This is a genomic window from Sphingomonas sp. PAMC 26621 (assembly GCF_000251145.1).
GTDB lineage: Bacteria > Pseudomonadota > Alphaproteobacteria > Sphingomonadales > Sphingomonadaceae > Sphingomonas.
This window is the reverse complement of the sequence record NZ_AIDW01000023.1, coordinates 108,143-122,433: the sequence shown is the minus strand read 5'-3', so window position 1 is coordinate 122,433 and position 14,291 is coordinate 108,143. Positions and strand designations below refer to the sequence as shown.

Here is a 14,291-nt window from a genome sequence, read left to right as displayed (position 1 = left end):
AAGGTGAACCTGCTCCATGGCCGATACCCAGACCCAAACCGCCGCGACCGGCGTCCACGAAGACGGCAGCGCCGACCGGCTCGCGATCGATACGATCCGCACGCTCTCGATGGATGCGGTGCAGGCCGCCAATTCCGGGCACCCCGGCACGCCGATGGCGCTCGCGCCGGTCGGCCAGACGCTGTGGACCAAGTTCCTGCGCTACGACCCGACCACGCCCGACTGGCCCAACCGCGATCGCTTCGTCCTGTCGGTCGGCCATGCGTCGATGCTGCTCTATTCGCTGATCCACCTCGCCGGGATCGAGGAGATCGATGCCGAGGGCAACAAGACCGGCAAGCCCGCGCTCAGCCTCCACGACCTCGAGCAGTTCCGCCAGCTCGATTCGAAGACTCCGGGCCACCCCGAATATCGCCACACCACGGGTGTCGAGACGACGACCGGCCCGCTCGGCCAGGGTTGTGGCAATTCGGTCGGCATGGCGATCGCCGAGCGTTGGCTCGCGGCGAAGTTTAACCAGCCGAATTTCACGCTGTTCGACCATGACGTCTATTCGCTCTGCGGCGACGGCGACATGATGGAGGGCGTGACCGCCGAGGCCGCTTCGGTCGCGGGGCATCTCAAGCTGTCCAACCTCTGCTGGATCTACGACAGCAACCACATCTCGATCGAGGGCAACACCGCGCTCGCGTTCGACGAAGATGTTGGCGCACGCTTCGTCGCTTATGGCTGGAACGTCATCCACGTCGATGATGCGAACGACACGGCGGCGCTGAGCGCTGCGCTCGAGACGTTCAAGGCGACCACCGACAAGCCGACCTTCATCGTCGTCCATTCGGTGATCGGCTATGGCAGCCCCAAGGCGGGCAGCGAAAAGGCCCACGGCGAGCCGCTCGGCGTCGAGAACGTCCGACTGACCAAGCAGGCGTACGGCTGGCCCGAGGACAAGCAGTTCTACGTCCCCGAAGGCGTCGCCGAGCGGTTCAAGGCGTCGATGATGGACCGCGCTGGCCCGCTGCGGCAGGAATGGGAAGCCAAGGTCGTCGAATATCGCGCGGTGCATCCCGAACTCGCCAACATGCTCGATTCGATGCTGTCGGACAGCCTGCCGGATGGCTGGGACGCCGACATTCCGGTGTTCGAGGCGGATGCCAAGGGCGTCGCCTCGCGCGACTCGTCGGGCAAGGTGCTCAACGCGATCGCGCCCAAGCTCCCGTGGCTGCTCGGCGGTTCCGCCGATCTTTCGCCGTCGACCAAGACCGACATCAAGGGAGCGCCCTCGTTCGAGGCGGACAATTACGGCGGGACCAACTTCCACTTCGGCGTGCGCGAGCATGGCATGGGCGCGATCGTCAACGGCATGACGCTGTCGCACCTGCGCGGCTACGGCTCCACCTTCCTGGTGTTCTGCGATTACATGCGCGCACCGATCCGCCTGTCGGCGATCATGGAAGTCGGCTCGGTCTGGGTGTTCACGCATGACTCGATCGGCGTCGGCGAAGACGCCCGACCCATCAGCCGATCGAGCATCTCGCGACGCTCCGCGCGATCCCGGGGCTCGATACGATCCGTCCGGGCGACGCGAACGAAGTCGCCGCCGCGTGGCGCGCGGTGGTCGAGGATGCGAGCCACCCGACTGCGCTGGTGCTCTCGCGCCAGGCGCTGCCGACGCTCGACCGCAGCAAATATGCGAGCGCTGATGGCGTCAAGAAGGGCGCCTATGTCCTCGACGGCGACGAGAACCCCGAGGTCATCCTGATCGCCACGGGTTCGGAAGTCTCGCTCGCGGTCGCCGCGCACGAAAAGCTCAAGGAAAGCGGCGTCGCCTCGCGAGTCGTGTCGATGCCGAGCTGGTATCGCTACGAGCTGCAGGATGCGGCGTATAAGGAATCGGTCCTGCCCAAGAGCGTCAAGGCGCGCATCGCGATCGAGATGGCGGGCGAGATCGGTTGGGATCGTTATGTCGGGCTCGACGGTGCGACCGTGACGATGTCGACCTTCGGGGCGTCCGCGCCGATCACCAAGCTTCAGGACAAATACGGCTTCACGGTCGACAACATCGTGAAGATCGCCAACGAACTGCGGGAGAAGAACTGATGGGCAAGCTTAACGATCTGGCCGCACTCGGTCAGGCAGTCTGGCTCGATTTCGTCGAGAAGAAGTTCCTCGCCGAGGGCAGCCTCAAGAAGATGGTCGACGAGGACGCGCTGACCGGCGTGACCTCGAACCCGTCGATCTTCGAAAAGGCGATGGGGCATGGCGACGCGTATGACGCCGAGCTCGCCGCTTATGACAAGACCAACCCCGATGCGCCGACGATCGACCGGTACGAGCATCTCGCGATCCTCGACATCCAGGCGGCAGCGGACACGCTCCGCCCGGTCTATGACCGGCTTGACGCCAAGGACGGCTATGTCAGCCTCGAGGTCTCGCCGTATCTGGCGAACGACACCGACGCGACGATCGCCGAAGCGCAGAAGCTGTGGAAGGCGGTCAACCGGCCCAACGTGATGATCAAGATCCCGGGCACGCCGGCTGGCGTCCCCGCGATCGCGGCGACGATCGACGCCGGGATCAACGTCAACGTCACGCTGTTGTTCTCGCAGAGCGCCTACCAGGCGGTGGCGGAAGCCTATGTCGAGGGTCTCGAGAAGCGCGCCGCGCGCGGTGAGCCAATCGACCGGATTGCCAGCGTCGCAAGCTTCTTCGTCAGCCGGATCGATTCGAAGGTCGACGACAAGATCGATGCCGGTGTCGGCGGCGACGAGGCCAAGCCGCTCAAGGGCAAGGTCGCAATCGCCAACGCGAAACTGGCCTACGCTTGGTATGAGGAATTCATCGCTTCGTCGCGCTGGCAGGCGCTCGCCGCGAAGGGTGCGCAGGTCCAGCGGCTGTTGTGGGCGTCAACGGGAACCAAGAATCCCGACTATCCCGATACGCTGTATCTCGACTCGCTGATCGGCAAGGACACGGTCAACACGATCCCGCCCAAGACGCTCGACGCCTACCGCCTCCGCGGCACCGCGACCGAGACGCTGACGCAGGATATCGCGGGTGCCCGCCATGTCTTGGCCGAGGCCGAGCGGCTCGGGCTCGATCTCGACGGAGTGACGGACGAACTGGTGGAAGAGGGGGTCGCCTCCTTCTCCAAGGCGTTCGACGATCTGCTCGGCGCGATTGCGGCCAAGCATCCGGTTGCAGCTTAAAGCCACCTTGCACGTTTAGCCGTCCGTCCCGGAGCTTTCCGGGGCGGACGTTTCTTTCTCGGATCCCCTCAGGAGTGCGCGCGACATGAAAATCGGTATCATCGGCCTCGGCCGAATGGGCGGCAACATCGCGCGCCGGATCATGCGTGCTGGCCACCAGACGGTGGTGTTCGATCGCGATGACGCGGCAGTGCTGAAGCTCGTCGGGGACGGCTCGGTCGGCGCGACCTCGCTTGAAGACATGGCGGGCAAGCTCGACAGTCCGGCGATCTACTGGGTCATGCTCCCGGCAGGCGAGCCGACCGAACAGACCGTCGCGGCGATCGGCGCTTTCGCCAAGTCGGGCGACATCGTCATCGATGGCGGCAACAGCTTCTACAAGGACGATATTCGCCGTGCGAAGATGCTCGCGGAAAAGGGCATCCGGTATGTCGACGTCGGCACCTCGGGTGGCGTGTGGGGCCTCGAGCGCGGCTTTTGCATGATGATCGGCGGCGAAAAGGACGCGGTCGACCATATCGATCCGATCCTCTCCGCACTTGCGCCAGGCATGGGGACGATCCCGCGCACGCCCGAGCGCAACCTCGATCAGGAAGACCCCCGCGCGGAGCAGGGCTATATCCACGCCGGCGCGCCCGGCGCGGGGCATTTCGTCAAGATGGTCCACAACGGCATCGAGTATGGCCTGATGGCTGCCTATGCCGAGGGCTTCGACGTGCTCAAGGGCAAGTCGTCGGACAAGCTTCCGGAGGACGAGCGCTTCGACCTCAACCTGACCGACATCGCCGAAGTATGGCGGCGCGGATCGGTCATTTCGTCGTGGCTGCTCGATCTCTCGGCGTCGGCTCTCGCGAAGGATCAGGCGCTCGAGCATTTCTCGGGTCATGTCGCGGATTCGGGTGAGGGTCACTGGACCGTCCAGGCGGCGATGGAGGAAGCGGTTCCCGTCTACGTCCTCTCGGCGGCGCTTTTTGCGCGCTATCGCAGCCGGGTCGAGCATACGTTCGGCGACAAGTTGCTGTCGGCGATGCGTTTCGGCTTCGGCGGCCATGTCGAGATGCCGCAATGAGCGGTTCGGGGTACGGGACCGGCACGATCCGGCTGGTCGTCTCTGACGTCGACGGAACGCTGGTTGACAGCAACAAGGAGGTAACCCCCGGGGTTCAGGCAGCGGTCGCCAAGCTCCGCGCTGCGGGGATCGGGTTCAGCATCATCAGCGCGCGTCCACGCTCGGGGATGATGCCGATAGCCGAGACGCTCGGGATCGACGGGCCGATGGGGGCCTTCAACGGCGGCACGCTGTTCAAGCGTGACGGGACGGTGCTCAGCGCCGACCGGATCGACCGCGCGGTGGTCGATGGCACGCTGGCGGCGGCGGAGGGTGCCGCGGTCGACACCTGGGTATTTGCGGACGACCAATGGTATGCGACCACCGACGTCGGCGGCCACGTCGACAGTGAGCGGCGCGCGTCCAACCAGCAGCCGGTCGTGACAACGGACTTCACCAATCTGCTCGACCGGGCGGACAAGATCACCTTCGTCAGCGACGATCCCGACCTGCGATCGACCTGCGCAAGCGGATGGACCGGTTTGCCGATGCGGCGACGATCGTCCAGTCGCAGACCTATTATCTCGACGTCACGCCACTGTCGGGAAACAAGGGCAATGGCTTGACGGCTTTGTCCGAGGCGATGGGCGTACCGCTCGACCAAATCGCGGTGTTCGGCGATCAGGCGAACGACCTGCCGATGTTTGCGCGCGCCGCGATTTCCTATGCGATGGGGCAGGGGCCGGAACCGGTCCGCGCCAAGGCGACGCATGTCGTCGCGAGCAACAATGACGATGGCGTCGCCGAGGCGATCGAAGCGATCCTGGCTGGACGCTGACCACAGCATCCGCCATCATCGTTCGCATTGAAAAGCGAATGGGGATAGGCGGATGCGGTATCTGACGGCAGTGGTAGGGCTGGTCGTGGCGGCACCGCTTGCGGGCAAGACGGTCGAATTGCCCGCGACCCCTACCACGGTCGCCTGGGGCCATTACGATGCGACGTCCAAACCGGTCCTGACGATCGACTCGGGTGATACCGTGATCGTCCACACGCTGCTGACGAACAGCCCGACCGGGCTGGAAAAGGCGGGCATCGCCCCGTCCGACGTCGAACCGGCGTTGCGTGCTGTCTTTGCCGGCGTACCCGCATCCGAACGGGGCCCCGGCGGGCATATCCTGACCGGACCGATCGCGATCACGGGGGCAGAGCCGGGCGACACGCTCGAGGTCCGCATCCTCAAGGTCGATCTCGCGATCCCCTATGCCTATAACGGGTTTCGCTACGGTGCGGGGTTCCTGACCGACGATTTCCCCTATGCGCGCACCAAGATCGTACCGCTCGATGCCAAGGCGATGGTCGCGCGGTTCGGGCCTGGCATCACGGTGCCGCTCCACCCCTTTTTCGGCAGCATGGGGGTGGCGCCGCCGCCGTCGTTCGGTCGCTATGACAGCGCTCCGCCGACGATCAACGGTGGCAACATGGACGACAAGGCGCTGGTCGAAGGGACCACGCTGTTCCTGCCGGTCCACGCACCGGGGGCCTTGTTCCAGGTTGGGGATGGCCATGCGGCGCAGGGGAATGGCGAGGTCGATATCACCGCGCTGGAGACGTCGCTCACCGGGCGGCTCCAGTTCATCCTGCACAAGCGCAAGGCGTCCGCCTATCCGCGCGCCGAGACGCCGACCCACTATATCGCGATGGGCTTCGATGACGATCTCAGCAATGCGACGCGCAAGGCGCTGCGCAACATGATCGACTTCCTCGTCGCGGAGAAGGGCATGACCCGCGACGACGCGTATATGCTGCTAAGCGTCGCCGGGGATGTCGAAGTGACGGAACTGGTCGATCGTAACAAGGGCGTCCACGTCGCGCTGTCCAAGGCGGTGTTCGAGCAGCGCCACGCAAAATGAACCGCGACGGTTAAGGCCGTCCAGGCCACATCCGCTGGAGCTCCTTGGTGCCATCGAGCATCTGATGCTTCATCGCGCCCGCGACGTGCAGAACGAACAGGGCATAGACGAGATAGGCGATGATTTCGTGCGCCGCGCCGAAGCCGTCATGGACGCTTTTCTTGGTCGCCGGATCGAGCGCCATGATGAAGCCGAGCCGCGGCCACTGGAACAGGCCGAACCAGTACATCGGCGTCGTGGCGGCATGCTCGTAGGCCGAATCCATGATCCAACCGGTCAGCGGCATCGCGAACAGGATCGCATAGAGCATGTAGTGGGTGCCATGCGCGAGACGTGCCTCCCAAACACTATAGCCGCGCGGGAAGGGCGGGGGACGATGTGCGAACCGCCACAGCAGGCGCAGGATCGCCAGGCCCAGGATCGTGATGCCGACCGACTTGTGCAGGTTGATCGCCGGACGGACCTGCGCATCGGGCAGCAGCCCGTCCCAACTCCACGCCAGCGCGACGTTGAGGACGACGAGTGCCGCGACCACCCAATGGAGCAGCATCGCGATACCGGTATAGCGTTGGACCAAGCGACCGCTCCCATAGGCACAATATCGATCAACTCTAGCCGTGCGAAGAGGCGTGCGCTAGCGGCGTAAGCCACCGTTCATCCTCCATCGGTATCCGCGTCCGAATGACCTCGCTTGCCCAGACGCTTGTTGTCGAGTCGCCGCGGCATACCCCGCGTCGCATACCGTTCGCCAGCCGGGCGGTCGGGGCGGTCGGTCCGGTGCTGTTCATCGCCTTGCTGATCCAGGCATTCGAGCGACAGGGTGTGGCGGTGTGGTCGATCGGGATCGCCTACATCCTGTACGACACTGCCCTGCTGCTGTTCACCGCGTGGAACATCCGCGGTTTGCGGCATGCCCCGGCGGCAGTGCCGGTGCAGAATTCGAGTTTCGGGGTGATCGTCGCCGCGCACAATGAGGCGGGGGTGATTGCCGCCGCAATCGACCGGCTGGCCGGACAGGCGCAGTCGCCCGACTTGATCCTGATTGCGGACGATGGATCGAGCGATGCGACCACCGAAGTACTGTCGCGGCGGTACGGACTTGCGGTGCCCCCGCTTGGCGGGATTTCCGAACGGTCAGCGGTGCTCCCCGCGCTCCGGTGGCTGCGGTTGCCGCACGGCGGCAAGGCGCGCGCGCTGAACGAAGCGATGCTTCGGATCGATACCACGGTCGTGCTGACGGTCGATGCCGATACGCTGCTCGAACCCGGCGCGATTGCCGCGATGCGCGCGGCGTTTGCCGCCGAGCCCGAACTGGTTGCGGCCACCGGCGTCCTCGCGCCGATCTGCGGACCGGATCTGCAAGGCCGGCTGTTCCAGTGGTTCCAGAGCTACGAATATGTCCGCAACTTCCTGTCGCGACATGCGTGGGAGCAATTGGGCAGCCTGTTGCTCATCTCGGGCGCGTTCGCCGCGTTCCGGCGGGATGCGGTGGTCGCGGTCGGCGGGTTCGATCCCGATTGCATGGTCGAGGATTACGAACTGATCCACCGGCTTCACCGCCATGCGGTCGATCACGGGCACGACTGGCGCGTCCGGGTGGTCGGCGGCGCGCTGGCGCGGACCGATGCGCCCGCGAGCCCGATGGCGTTCCTGCGGCAGCGGCGGCGGTGGTTCGGCGGGTTCCTCCAGACGCAATATTGGAACCGCGACATGGTCGGCGCGCGGCGGTTCGGCTGGCTCGGCACCGCGATGCTGCCGGTCAAGGCGCTCGATACGCTGCAGCCGATCTACGGGCTGGCAGCATTCGCGATCCTGATCGGACTGGTGGTGACCGGACGGTTTGCCGTCGCCCTGCCGATCCTTGCGGTGATGGTCGCCAAGATCGCGATCGACCTCAGTTTCCATCTGTGGTCGCTCGGCATCTACAAGCGCTGGACCGGGCAGCGCGATGGCTTGTCGCTGCTACCCGCCCTCGTCGCGGCGATCGCCGAGCCGTTCAGTTTCCAGCTGTTGCGGCATGCGGGCGCGGTGTGGGGCTGGCACGCCTTTCTGACCGGACGCGAAAGCTGGGGGCAGCAGCCCCGCACGGCGATCGCGGACGAAGCCCCGGTTCCGGTCCCGGAGCGAATACGCTAGCGTTACGATTGTTCATCGCCCGTTTCAGGCAAAGCTGGCAACAGGGCGCTGCGCCGGGCCGGTTCGCCTGGCATATTGGGAGATGACGATGCGTTCGACGATGTTGCTGCTGGCCCCCGCGGTTCTGGGCGTGGCCGCCCCCGCCCTGGCGCAGACCGCGCCGACGATCCTCCCCGACGCGACGGTGCTCGAGGTGTCCGCCGAAGGGCGCACCACGCGGGTTCCCGACGTCGCGACGATCCGCGCTGGCGTCGTGACGCAGGGGCAGACCGCCGCCGCCGCCTTGTCGGAGAATGCGACGCGGATGACCCGCGTCCTCGCCGCGCTGAAGCAGGCGGGTGTCGCGCAGCGCGACATCCGGACCGCCAGCGTCGCCCTCAGCCCGCAATATCGCTACGCCGAGAACCAGCCGCCCGCGGTCACCGGCTATCAGGCGAGCAACAGCGTCTCGATCCGCTTCCGCGACGTGGCGAAATCGGGCGCGATCCTCGATGCGCTCGTCGCGCAGGGCGCGAACCAGATCGACGGACCGTCGCTGTCGCTTGATCAGCCCGATGCGGCGCTGGACGAGGCGCGGGCAAACGCAGTCAAGATCGCACGCGCGCGGGCCGAGCTGTACGCCAAGGCGGCGGGCTTGAGCGTCGCGCGGATCGTGACGATCAGCGAGAACGGCGCGAACGACGGGTCGAACCCGCAGCCGCCGATCTATGCGATGGCGCGGGCGATGAAGGCCAGCGAATCGACCCCGATCGCGGCCGGGGAAACGCAGGTCAGCGTTTCGGTATCAGTGCGCTTCTTGTTGAAATAGAAAGATAAAACACAAAAAAGGCCGCTGGGTTTCCCCAGCGGCCCATCGTGTTCGGGTCGAACGGTTCGCTGTTAGCGAACGGTACCGCGACGCACGAGATTGACGATCGCGAGCAGGATCACCGCGCCGATCAGCGAGTAGATGAACGTGTTGATGGTGATGGCTTCATTGATGCCCGCACCGAACAGGAACGACGCGATCACCGAGCCGATGATGCCGACGACGACGTTGAGCACCATACCCTGCTGGCCATCGGTCCGCATGATCATGCTGGCAAGCCAACCGCACACGCCACCGACGACGAGCCAAACAATAAGTCCAACCATTTTACCCTCCGTTGCCCGGGTCCATCCGGGTTCACGGAAGCAAGACTCTCAACCAGCAAATTTTGTTCCGGCCCCGGTTCGAGCAAAAGCCGTTGCCGCTTTGGCAATCAGTATTTTTGCTGACGCTCGTACAGTGACTTGTAATGCTGGATCCGCGTGACGCGCAGCCCCGGCATCCCCGAGCGGTCGATCGCGCGTTGCCAGCCCGCGAATTCCTCGACCGTCAGGCCATAGCGTTCGCAGACCTCGTCGACCGACAGCAGCCCGCCATTGACCGCCGCGACGACCTCCGCCTTGCGGCGCACGACCCAACGCGTCGTCTCGGGCGGCGGCAGCGTGTCGAGCGTCAGCGGCTCTCCAAGCGGTCCGATCACCTTGGCCGGGCGGATCTTCTGGTTCTCGATCATTCTAAAGGACCTCGTGTTGGGGCGGGGAAGCCCCGGCATTTCAATCGTTACGGTCTTAAACGGTGGACTTGAACGCTGGCTAAAGCGTCTCGGTAAACGGCGCGTTCACGCTTTCCTCCGCTCGCCGCATTTTTCGAGCAGATCCCAGACCGCGACGTTGAACGCCCCGTGCGCCGGGACGAACGGATCGCTGCGATGGATTCGCGGCAGCCCGGCCTGGACCATCGCGGTCGGACTCGCCGCCTGTCGTGCCGCCACGCCGACCATCAGCACGGCAAGATCGGGCGGGAGCGCCACGACCTGCCCGTCTGCTTCAAATCGGGAAAAACTCAGGTCCACGCACGCACTTCCAAGAGGCAAGTGCTGACCTTTAGACAGAAGGTCTTAACGGCTGCGTAAAGACCGGGCTTATTTCGCGCTGATTTTGCAAGTGCAGGCCGGAACGCCTATCTGGATGGATCATGACAGACGCAGACTTTCAGTTGGGGCCCGACACCGCGGGCAAGCGCATCGTCGTGGCGATGTCCGGCGGGGTCGACAGCTCGGTCGTCGCCGCGTTGGCGGCGCGCAGCGGGGCCGAGGTGATCGGGATCACGCTCCAGCTCTACGATCACGGCGAAGCGGTGGGGCGCGCGGGATCGTGCTGCGCGGGCCGCGACATTCGCGATGCACGCGGCGTGTGCGACCGGCTGGGGATCGCGCACTATGTGTTCGACCACGAAACGCGGTTTCGCGACCAGGTGATCGACCGGTTCGCCGACGATTATCTCGCCGGACGCACACCGATCCCGTGCATCCAGTGCAACATGGGGCCGAAATTCACGGATCTGCTCAGCGCCGCGCGCGATCTGGGGGCGGATTGCCTCGCCACCGGACATTACGTCCGGCGGGTCGAGGGACCTACGGGTGCCGAACTGCACCGTGCGATCGACCCGGCGCGGGACCAGAGCTATTTCCTGTTCGCCACGACGCAGACGCAGCTCGACTATCTGCGCTTTCCGCTGGGCGGCCTGCCCAAGACCCGCGTGCGCGAAATCGCCGCCGAGCTCGGGCTGGGCGTCGCGGGCAAGCCCGACAGCCAGGACATCTGCTTCGTCCCTGACGGCAATTACGCCGCGCTCGTCAAAAAACTGCGACCCGAGGCGGATACCGCGGGCGAGATCGTCGATGCGACGGGCCGCGTGCTCGGGCGGCACAAGGGGCTGATCCACTTCACCGTCGGGCAGCGCCGCGGGCTCGAGATCGGCGGAACGCCCGAACCCTTGTACGTCATCCGGCTGGAAGCCGACACGCGGCGCGTCGTCGTTGGCCCGCGCGCCGCGCTGGCGGTGCGCGGGGCGCGGCTGAGCGGGATCAACTGGCTCGGCGGCGGGTATGACGGGCCGTTGACCGCCAAGGTGCGATCGCTCGCCAAGCCGGTGCCGGCACGACGCGACGGGGATTGGGTGATGTTCGATTCGCCTGAATATGGCGTCGCGCCGGGGCAGGCGACCGTGCTGTACGGAAGCGACCGGGTGATCGGTGGCGGCTGGATCGAGGAGACCGAGAGCGCTTATGCCGGGGCGGAGGCGGTCGCGGTTTCGGGGTGAGGGGTTAGGCCGCGACGGTCGTCGCAACCGTCTGTTTCGAGCGACGTCGTTCGGTCAGCGCCGTGTGAGATTGGGGCAAACGTCTTGCTTCTGCCCCCTTCCGTCACCCCGGCGAAGGCGAGACCTCTGCGGAAGTCAGTTTACGGACTCCCCGTTTGCTGTTTTCCCGCGAAGGCGGGAATCCAGAGCCAAGCAAAACAACACCTCAAAGCTCTCGCAACTCCTGGGCTCCCGCCTCCGCGGGAGAACAGCTATGGTTTCGCAGAGGTCTCGCGAAGCCGGGGGCCGCCATGTTAGGCGGCGCAACCGGCGATATAGCACTCCGCCATTCCGCTGTGCGTGGATAACTAGACGGCCCCGGCCTTCGCCGGGGTGACGGGCGTGGGGCGGAACGATTTTCGCGAAAGTCTCTTATCGTGCGCGGTCACCCCGCCAGCCGCATCGGCTCGGCCCGCGCCACCACCCGCGGCTGGTCCGGCCAGATGCCGCGCGTGTCGTAGACGAGCTTGTCCGCGCGCTCGTCGACCGGGACCGACTTGAAGACGTCGTGATCGACCAGCACGATCATGATCCCGCAGGTCTCGATCGCGGTGTCGATGTCCGCAAGCCGTGCGCCCGTCCCGTCGAACGTGGCGGGGAGCGCGTTGGTGTAGGGCTCGACCACGCACAGCCGGTCGCCGAAGCGCTGTGCGAGCGCGGTCGCGACCTTGAGCGCGGGGCTTTCGCGGAAATCGTCGATGTTCGCCTTGAAAGCCAAGCCGAGGCACGCGACCGTCATCCCCGGATTGGCGGCGACCATCGCCTCGGCGCGCGCGACGACATAGTCGATCTTCGCGTCGTTCACTTCGCGCGCGGTCCGGATCAGCGGAGTGTTGGCGGGGTCGGCGTGGACGAGGAACCACGGGTCGACCGCGATGCAATGCCCGCCGACGCCGGGGCCGGGCGAGAGGATGTTGACGCGCGGATGGCGGTTGGCGAGGCGGATCACCTCCCAAACGTCGACGTCCATCGTGTCGGCGACGCGGCTGAGTTCGTTTGCGAAGGCGATGTTGACGTCGCGGAACGCGTTTTCGGTGAGCTTGGTCATTTCCGCCGCGCGGCTGGTGGTGGTGACGCACGCGCCGCGCACGAACCGGCGGTAGAATTGCAGCGCCTTGCGCGCACAGCGGGGGGTGATGCCGCCGATCACGCGATCATTGTCGATCAGTTCGACGAGGATGCGGCCGGGAAGGACTCGCTCGGGGCAATAGGCGATCGCGACGTCGGCGCTCTCGCCGGTCTTGCCGGGGACCTTCAGATCGGGGCGCAACTGCGCGAGCAGGTCGCGGACCTTCTCGGTCGTGCCGACCGGCGAGGTCGATTCGAGGATCACCACGTCGCCCGCCTTGAGCACGGTGGCGATCGTCGTCGCGGCGCGCAGGACATAGCCGATGTTGGGGGCATGATCGTCCGCGAACGGCGTCGGGACCGCGATGACGAAGACGTCGGCGGGTTCGATCTGGGTCGCGGCGCGCAGATAGCCGCGCGCGACGACCCCCGAGACGAGCCCGTCGAGATCGACTTCCTCGATATGGACCTTGCCCGAATTGACCGTCTCGACGACATGTTCGGACACGTCGATGCCGAGCACTTTGGCGCCGGTTCGCGCGATCACCGCGGCGGTGGGGAGGCCGATATAGCCGAGGCCGACGACGACGACGTTAAGCTCAGAATCCGAAACCATCGGCTACACCCTTTGCGATCCGTGCGGACGCATGGCCGTCGCCGAACGGATTGTGGGCGCGGGCCATGGCCTGGTACGCAGCCTTGTCGTCGATGAGCGTTGATATTTCGGAAACGATGCGGTCGCTGTCGGTGCCGATCAGCCGCGCGGTGCCCGCTTCCACGCCTTCGGGGCGTTCGGTCGTCTCACGCATCACCAGCACGGGCTTGGCAAGCGCGGGCGCTTCCTCCTGCACGCCGCCCGAATCGGTGAGCACGATATGCGCGAGATCGAGCGCGCGGATGAAGTGCGGGTAATCGAGCGGGTCGATCCGCGCGATGTTGGCGCGTTGCCCGAGCAGCGCGTCCATCACCGCGACGACATTGGGGTTGGGATGGACCGGGAACAGGATCGCGGTGTCTTCGCGCGCGGCGATCCGCGCGAGCGCGCGCGCGATGTTTTCCATGCCGCCGCCGAAATTCTCGCGACGATGTGTGGTGACGAGGACGATGCGCTTGCCCGCGAACCTCGTGGCGATCTCGTCCAGGCCTGCTGCGAGCGATGGATCGGCGGCGAGCTTCGCGCGGGTGGCGTGGAGCGCGTCGATGACGGTGTTGCCGGTTACGTGGATCGTCGCGGGGGCGATGTTCTCGCGGCGGAGCGCGGCGGCGGCGGTTTCGGTCGGGGCGTAATGCTGGTCGGCGATCGGCGCGACGATCCGGCGGTTCACCTCCTCCGGCCACGGGTGATAGATGTCGCCTGAGCGCAGGCCCGCCTCGACATGCGCGACGGGGATCTTGCGGTAATAGGCCGCGAGCGCGCCGACCATTGCGGTCGCGGTGTCGCCCTGGACGATCACGCGGTCGGGCCGCTCGGCGTCCATCACCTCGCCGAGCGCGACGAGCAGCCGTGCGGTGAGCCGGTCGAGCGACTGGCCGGGCTCCATCAGGTCGAGATCGATATCCGGGGTGAGTCCTGCGATCGCAAGGACCTGGTCGAGCAGCCCGCGATGCTGCGCGGTGACGCAGGTGCGGACCACCAGCCCCGGCCTGGCGGCGAGCGCCGCGACGACCGGGAACAGCTTGATCGCCTCGGGACGAGTCCCGAAGATAACGAGAACTTTACGGGGGCGGGGGATAGTAGTGCTCATCCCGCC

The 14,291-nt window shown here is 65.9% G+C and carries 14 protein-coding genes and 1 pseudogene; 9 read left to right on the top strand and 6 right to left on the bottom strand.

Annotated features, from left to right (window positions below):
• Positions 1-16: 16 nt before the first annotated feature.
• The 6 genes and pseudogenes from tkt (at position 17) to RI03_RS13830 (ending at position 6,167) form a co-directional block, all read left to right on the top strand.
• Positions 17-2,097: pseudogene (tkt, locus tag RI03_RS13850) on the top strand (transketolase).
• Positions 2,097-3,206 carry a transaldolase gene (gene tal, locus RI03_RS13845; RefSeq protein WP_010218006.1) on the top strand — a complete coding sequence of 370 codons (1,110 nt, stop codon included), beginning with the start codon at positions 2,097-2,099 and terminating at the stop codon, positions 3,204-3,206. Before tkt ends, tal begins: the two are co-directional and overlap by 1 nt.
• Before the next feature lie 85 nt (positions 3,207-3,291).
• Positions 3,292-4,275: a phosphogluconate dehydrogenase (NAD(+)-dependent, decarboxylating) gene (gene gnd / locus RI03_RS13840; protein ID WP_010218005.1), complete on the top strand. Its 984-nt coding sequence runs from the start codon at positions 3,292-3,294 to the stop codon at positions 4,273-4,275.
• Entirely contained in the window at positions 4,272-4,880 is a 609-nt protein-coding gene (locus RI03_RS13835; protein ID WP_010218004.1) for an HAD family hydrolase, read from the top strand. The genes gnd and RI03_RS13835 overlap by 4 nt, the downstream gene beginning before the upstream one ends.
• On the top strand, positions 4,787-5,092 hold the full coding sequence (locus RI03_RS25095; RefSeq protein ID WP_274517560.1) for an HAD hydrolase family protein: 306 nt from the start codon (positions 4,787-4,789) through the stop codon (positions 5,090-5,092). Before RI03_RS13835 ends, RI03_RS25095 begins: the two co-directional genes overlap by 94 nt.
• Positions 5,093-5,144: 52 nt before the next feature.
• Positions 5,145-6,167, top strand: coding sequence for an acetamidase/formamidase family protein (locus RI03_RS13830; RefSeq protein ID WP_010218002.1), 1,023 nt, complete (start codon positions 5,145-5,147; stop codon positions 6,165-6,167).
• A 10-nt stretch (positions 6,168-6,177) separates the two neighbouring features.
• Here the strand turns inward: RI03_RS13830 and RI03_RS13825 are convergent, their stop codons facing one another.
• The gene (locus tag RI03_RS13825; protein ID WP_010160521.1) at positions 6,178-6,744 is read right to left on the bottom strand and encodes a cytochrome b; all 567 of its coding nucleotides are present in this window, start codon (positions 6,742-6,744) and stop codon (positions 6,178-6,180) included.
• A gap of 104 nt (positions 6,745-6,848) precedes the next feature.
• Between RI03_RS13825 and RI03_RS13820 the strand changes: the two genes are divergently transcribed.
• Together RI03_RS13820 and RI03_RS13815 are read left to right on the top strand one after the other, a co-directional pair.
• Positions 6,849-8,303: a glycosyltransferase family 2 protein gene (locus RI03_RS13820; protein WP_010218001.1), complete on the top strand. Its 1,455-nt coding sequence runs from the start codon at positions 6,849-6,851 to the stop codon at positions 8,301-8,303.
• An 82-nt stretch (positions 8,304-8,385) separates the two neighbouring features.
• Positions 8,386-9,111: an SIMPL domain-containing protein gene (locus RI03_RS13815; protein ID WP_010218000.1), complete on the top strand. Its 726-nt coding sequence runs from the start codon at positions 8,386-8,388 to the stop codon at positions 9,109-9,111.
• A gap of 71 nt (positions 9,112-9,182) precedes the next feature.
• Here RI03_RS13815 and RI03_RS13810 read toward each other — a convergent pair whose 3' ends face one another.
• The 3 genes from RI03_RS13810 to RI03_RS13800 all read right to left on the bottom strand — a co-directional run bounded on the left by RI03_RS13810 (position 9,183) and on the right by RI03_RS13800 (position 10,141).
• Positions 9,183-9,437 (bottom strand): GlsB/YeaQ/YmgE family stress response membrane protein, encoded by a 255-nt coding sequence (locus tag RI03_RS13810; protein WP_010217999.1) that lies wholly within the window; start codon positions 9,435-9,437, stop codon positions 9,183-9,185.
• Positions 9,438-9,544: 107 nt separating this feature from the next.
• Positions 9,545-9,844, bottom strand: a complete 300-nt coding sequence (gene sciP / locus RI03_RS13805) for a CtrA inhibitor SciP (RefSeq protein WP_010160517.1) — start codon at positions 9,842-9,844, stop codon at positions 9,545-9,547.
• A 105-nt stretch (positions 9,845-9,949) separates the two neighbouring features.
• Positions 9,950-10,141, bottom strand: coding sequence for a hypothetical protein (locus RI03_RS13800; protein WP_010160515.1), 192 nt, complete (start codon positions 10,139-10,141; stop codon positions 9,950-9,952).
• A 164-nt stretch (positions 10,142-10,305) separates the two neighbouring features.
• Here RI03_RS13800 and mnmA point away from each other — a divergent pair, with 164 nt between their 5' ends.
• Complete coding sequence (gene mnmA / locus RI03_RS13795; protein ID WP_010217998.1) at positions 10,306-11,433, top strand: tRNA 2-thiouridine(34) synthase MnmA; 1,128 nt, start codon at positions 10,306-10,308, stop codon at positions 11,431-11,433.
• Positions 11,434-11,857: 424 nt separating this feature from the next.
• On the opposite strand, the gene wecC is transcribed toward mnmA, so the two are convergent.
• Together wecC and wecB are read right to left on the bottom strand one after the other, a co-directional pair.
• Complete coding sequence (wecC, locus tag RI03_RS13790; protein WP_010217997.1) at positions 11,858-13,156, bottom strand: UDP-N-acetyl-D-mannosamine dehydrogenase; 1,299 nt, start codon at positions 13,154-13,156, stop codon at positions 11,858-11,860.
• The gene (gene wecB / locus RI03_RS13785; RefSeq protein ID WP_010217996.1) at positions 13,140-14,285 is read right to left on the bottom strand and encodes a non-hydrolyzing UDP-N-acetylglucosamine 2-epimerase; all 1,146 of its coding nucleotides are present in this window, start codon (positions 14,283-14,285) and stop codon (positions 13,140-13,142) included. The genes wecC and wecB overlap by 17 nt, the downstream gene beginning before the upstream one ends.
• Positions 14,286-14,291 lie beyond the last annotated feature (6 nt).

What these genes read in the sequence shown, in the direction of transcription:
- sciP (WP_010160517.1), bottom strand. Translation starts at nt 9,844, where the DNA reads ATGATCGAGAACCAGAAGATCCGCCCGGCCAAGGTGATCGGACCGCTT.
- RI03_RS13830 (WP_010218002.1), top strand. Translation starts at nt 5,145, where the DNA reads ATGCGGTATCTGACGGCAGTGGTAGGGCTGGTCGTGGCGGCACCGCTT.
- RI03_RS13820 (WP_010218001.1), top strand. Translation starts at nt 6,849, where the DNA reads ATGACCTCGCTTGCCCAGACGCTTGTTGTCGAGTCGCCGCGGCATACC.
- RI03_RS13835 (WP_010218004.1), top strand. Translation starts at nt 4,272, where the DNA reads ATGAGCGGTTCGGGGTACGGGACCGGCACGATCCGGCTGGTCGTCTCT.
- gnd (WP_010218005.1), top strand. Translation starts at nt 3,292, where the DNA reads ATGAAAATCGGTATCATCGGCCTCGGCCGAATGGGCGGCAACATCGCG.
- wecB (WP_010217996.1), bottom strand. Translation starts at nt 14,285, where the DNA reads ATGAGCACTACTATCCCCCGCCCCCGTAAAGTTCTCGTTATCTTCGGG.
- wecC (WP_010217997.1), bottom strand. Translation starts at nt 13,156, where the DNA reads ATGGTTTCGGATTCTGAGCTTAACGTCGTCGTCGTCGGCCTCGGCTAT.
- RI03_RS25095 (WP_274517560.1), top strand. Translation starts at nt 4,787, where the DNA reads ATGGACCGGTTTGCCGATGCGGCGACGATCGTCCAGTCGCAGACCTAT.
- mnmA (WP_010217998.1), top strand. Translation starts at nt 10,306, where the DNA reads ATGACAGACGCAGACTTTCAGTTGGGGCCCGACACCGCGGGCAAGCGC.
- tal (WP_010218006.1), top strand. Translation starts at nt 2,097, where the DNA reads ATGGGCAAGCTTAACGATCTGGCCGCACTCGGTCAGGCAGTCTGGCTC.
- RI03_RS13810 (WP_010217999.1), bottom strand. Translation starts at nt 9,437, where the DNA reads ATGGTTGGACTTATTGTTTGGCTCGTCGTCGGTGGCGTGTGCGGTTGG.
- RI03_RS13815 (WP_010218000.1), top strand. Translation starts at nt 8,386, where the DNA reads ATGACGATGCGTTCGACGATGTTGCTGCTGGCCCCCGCGGTTCTGGGC.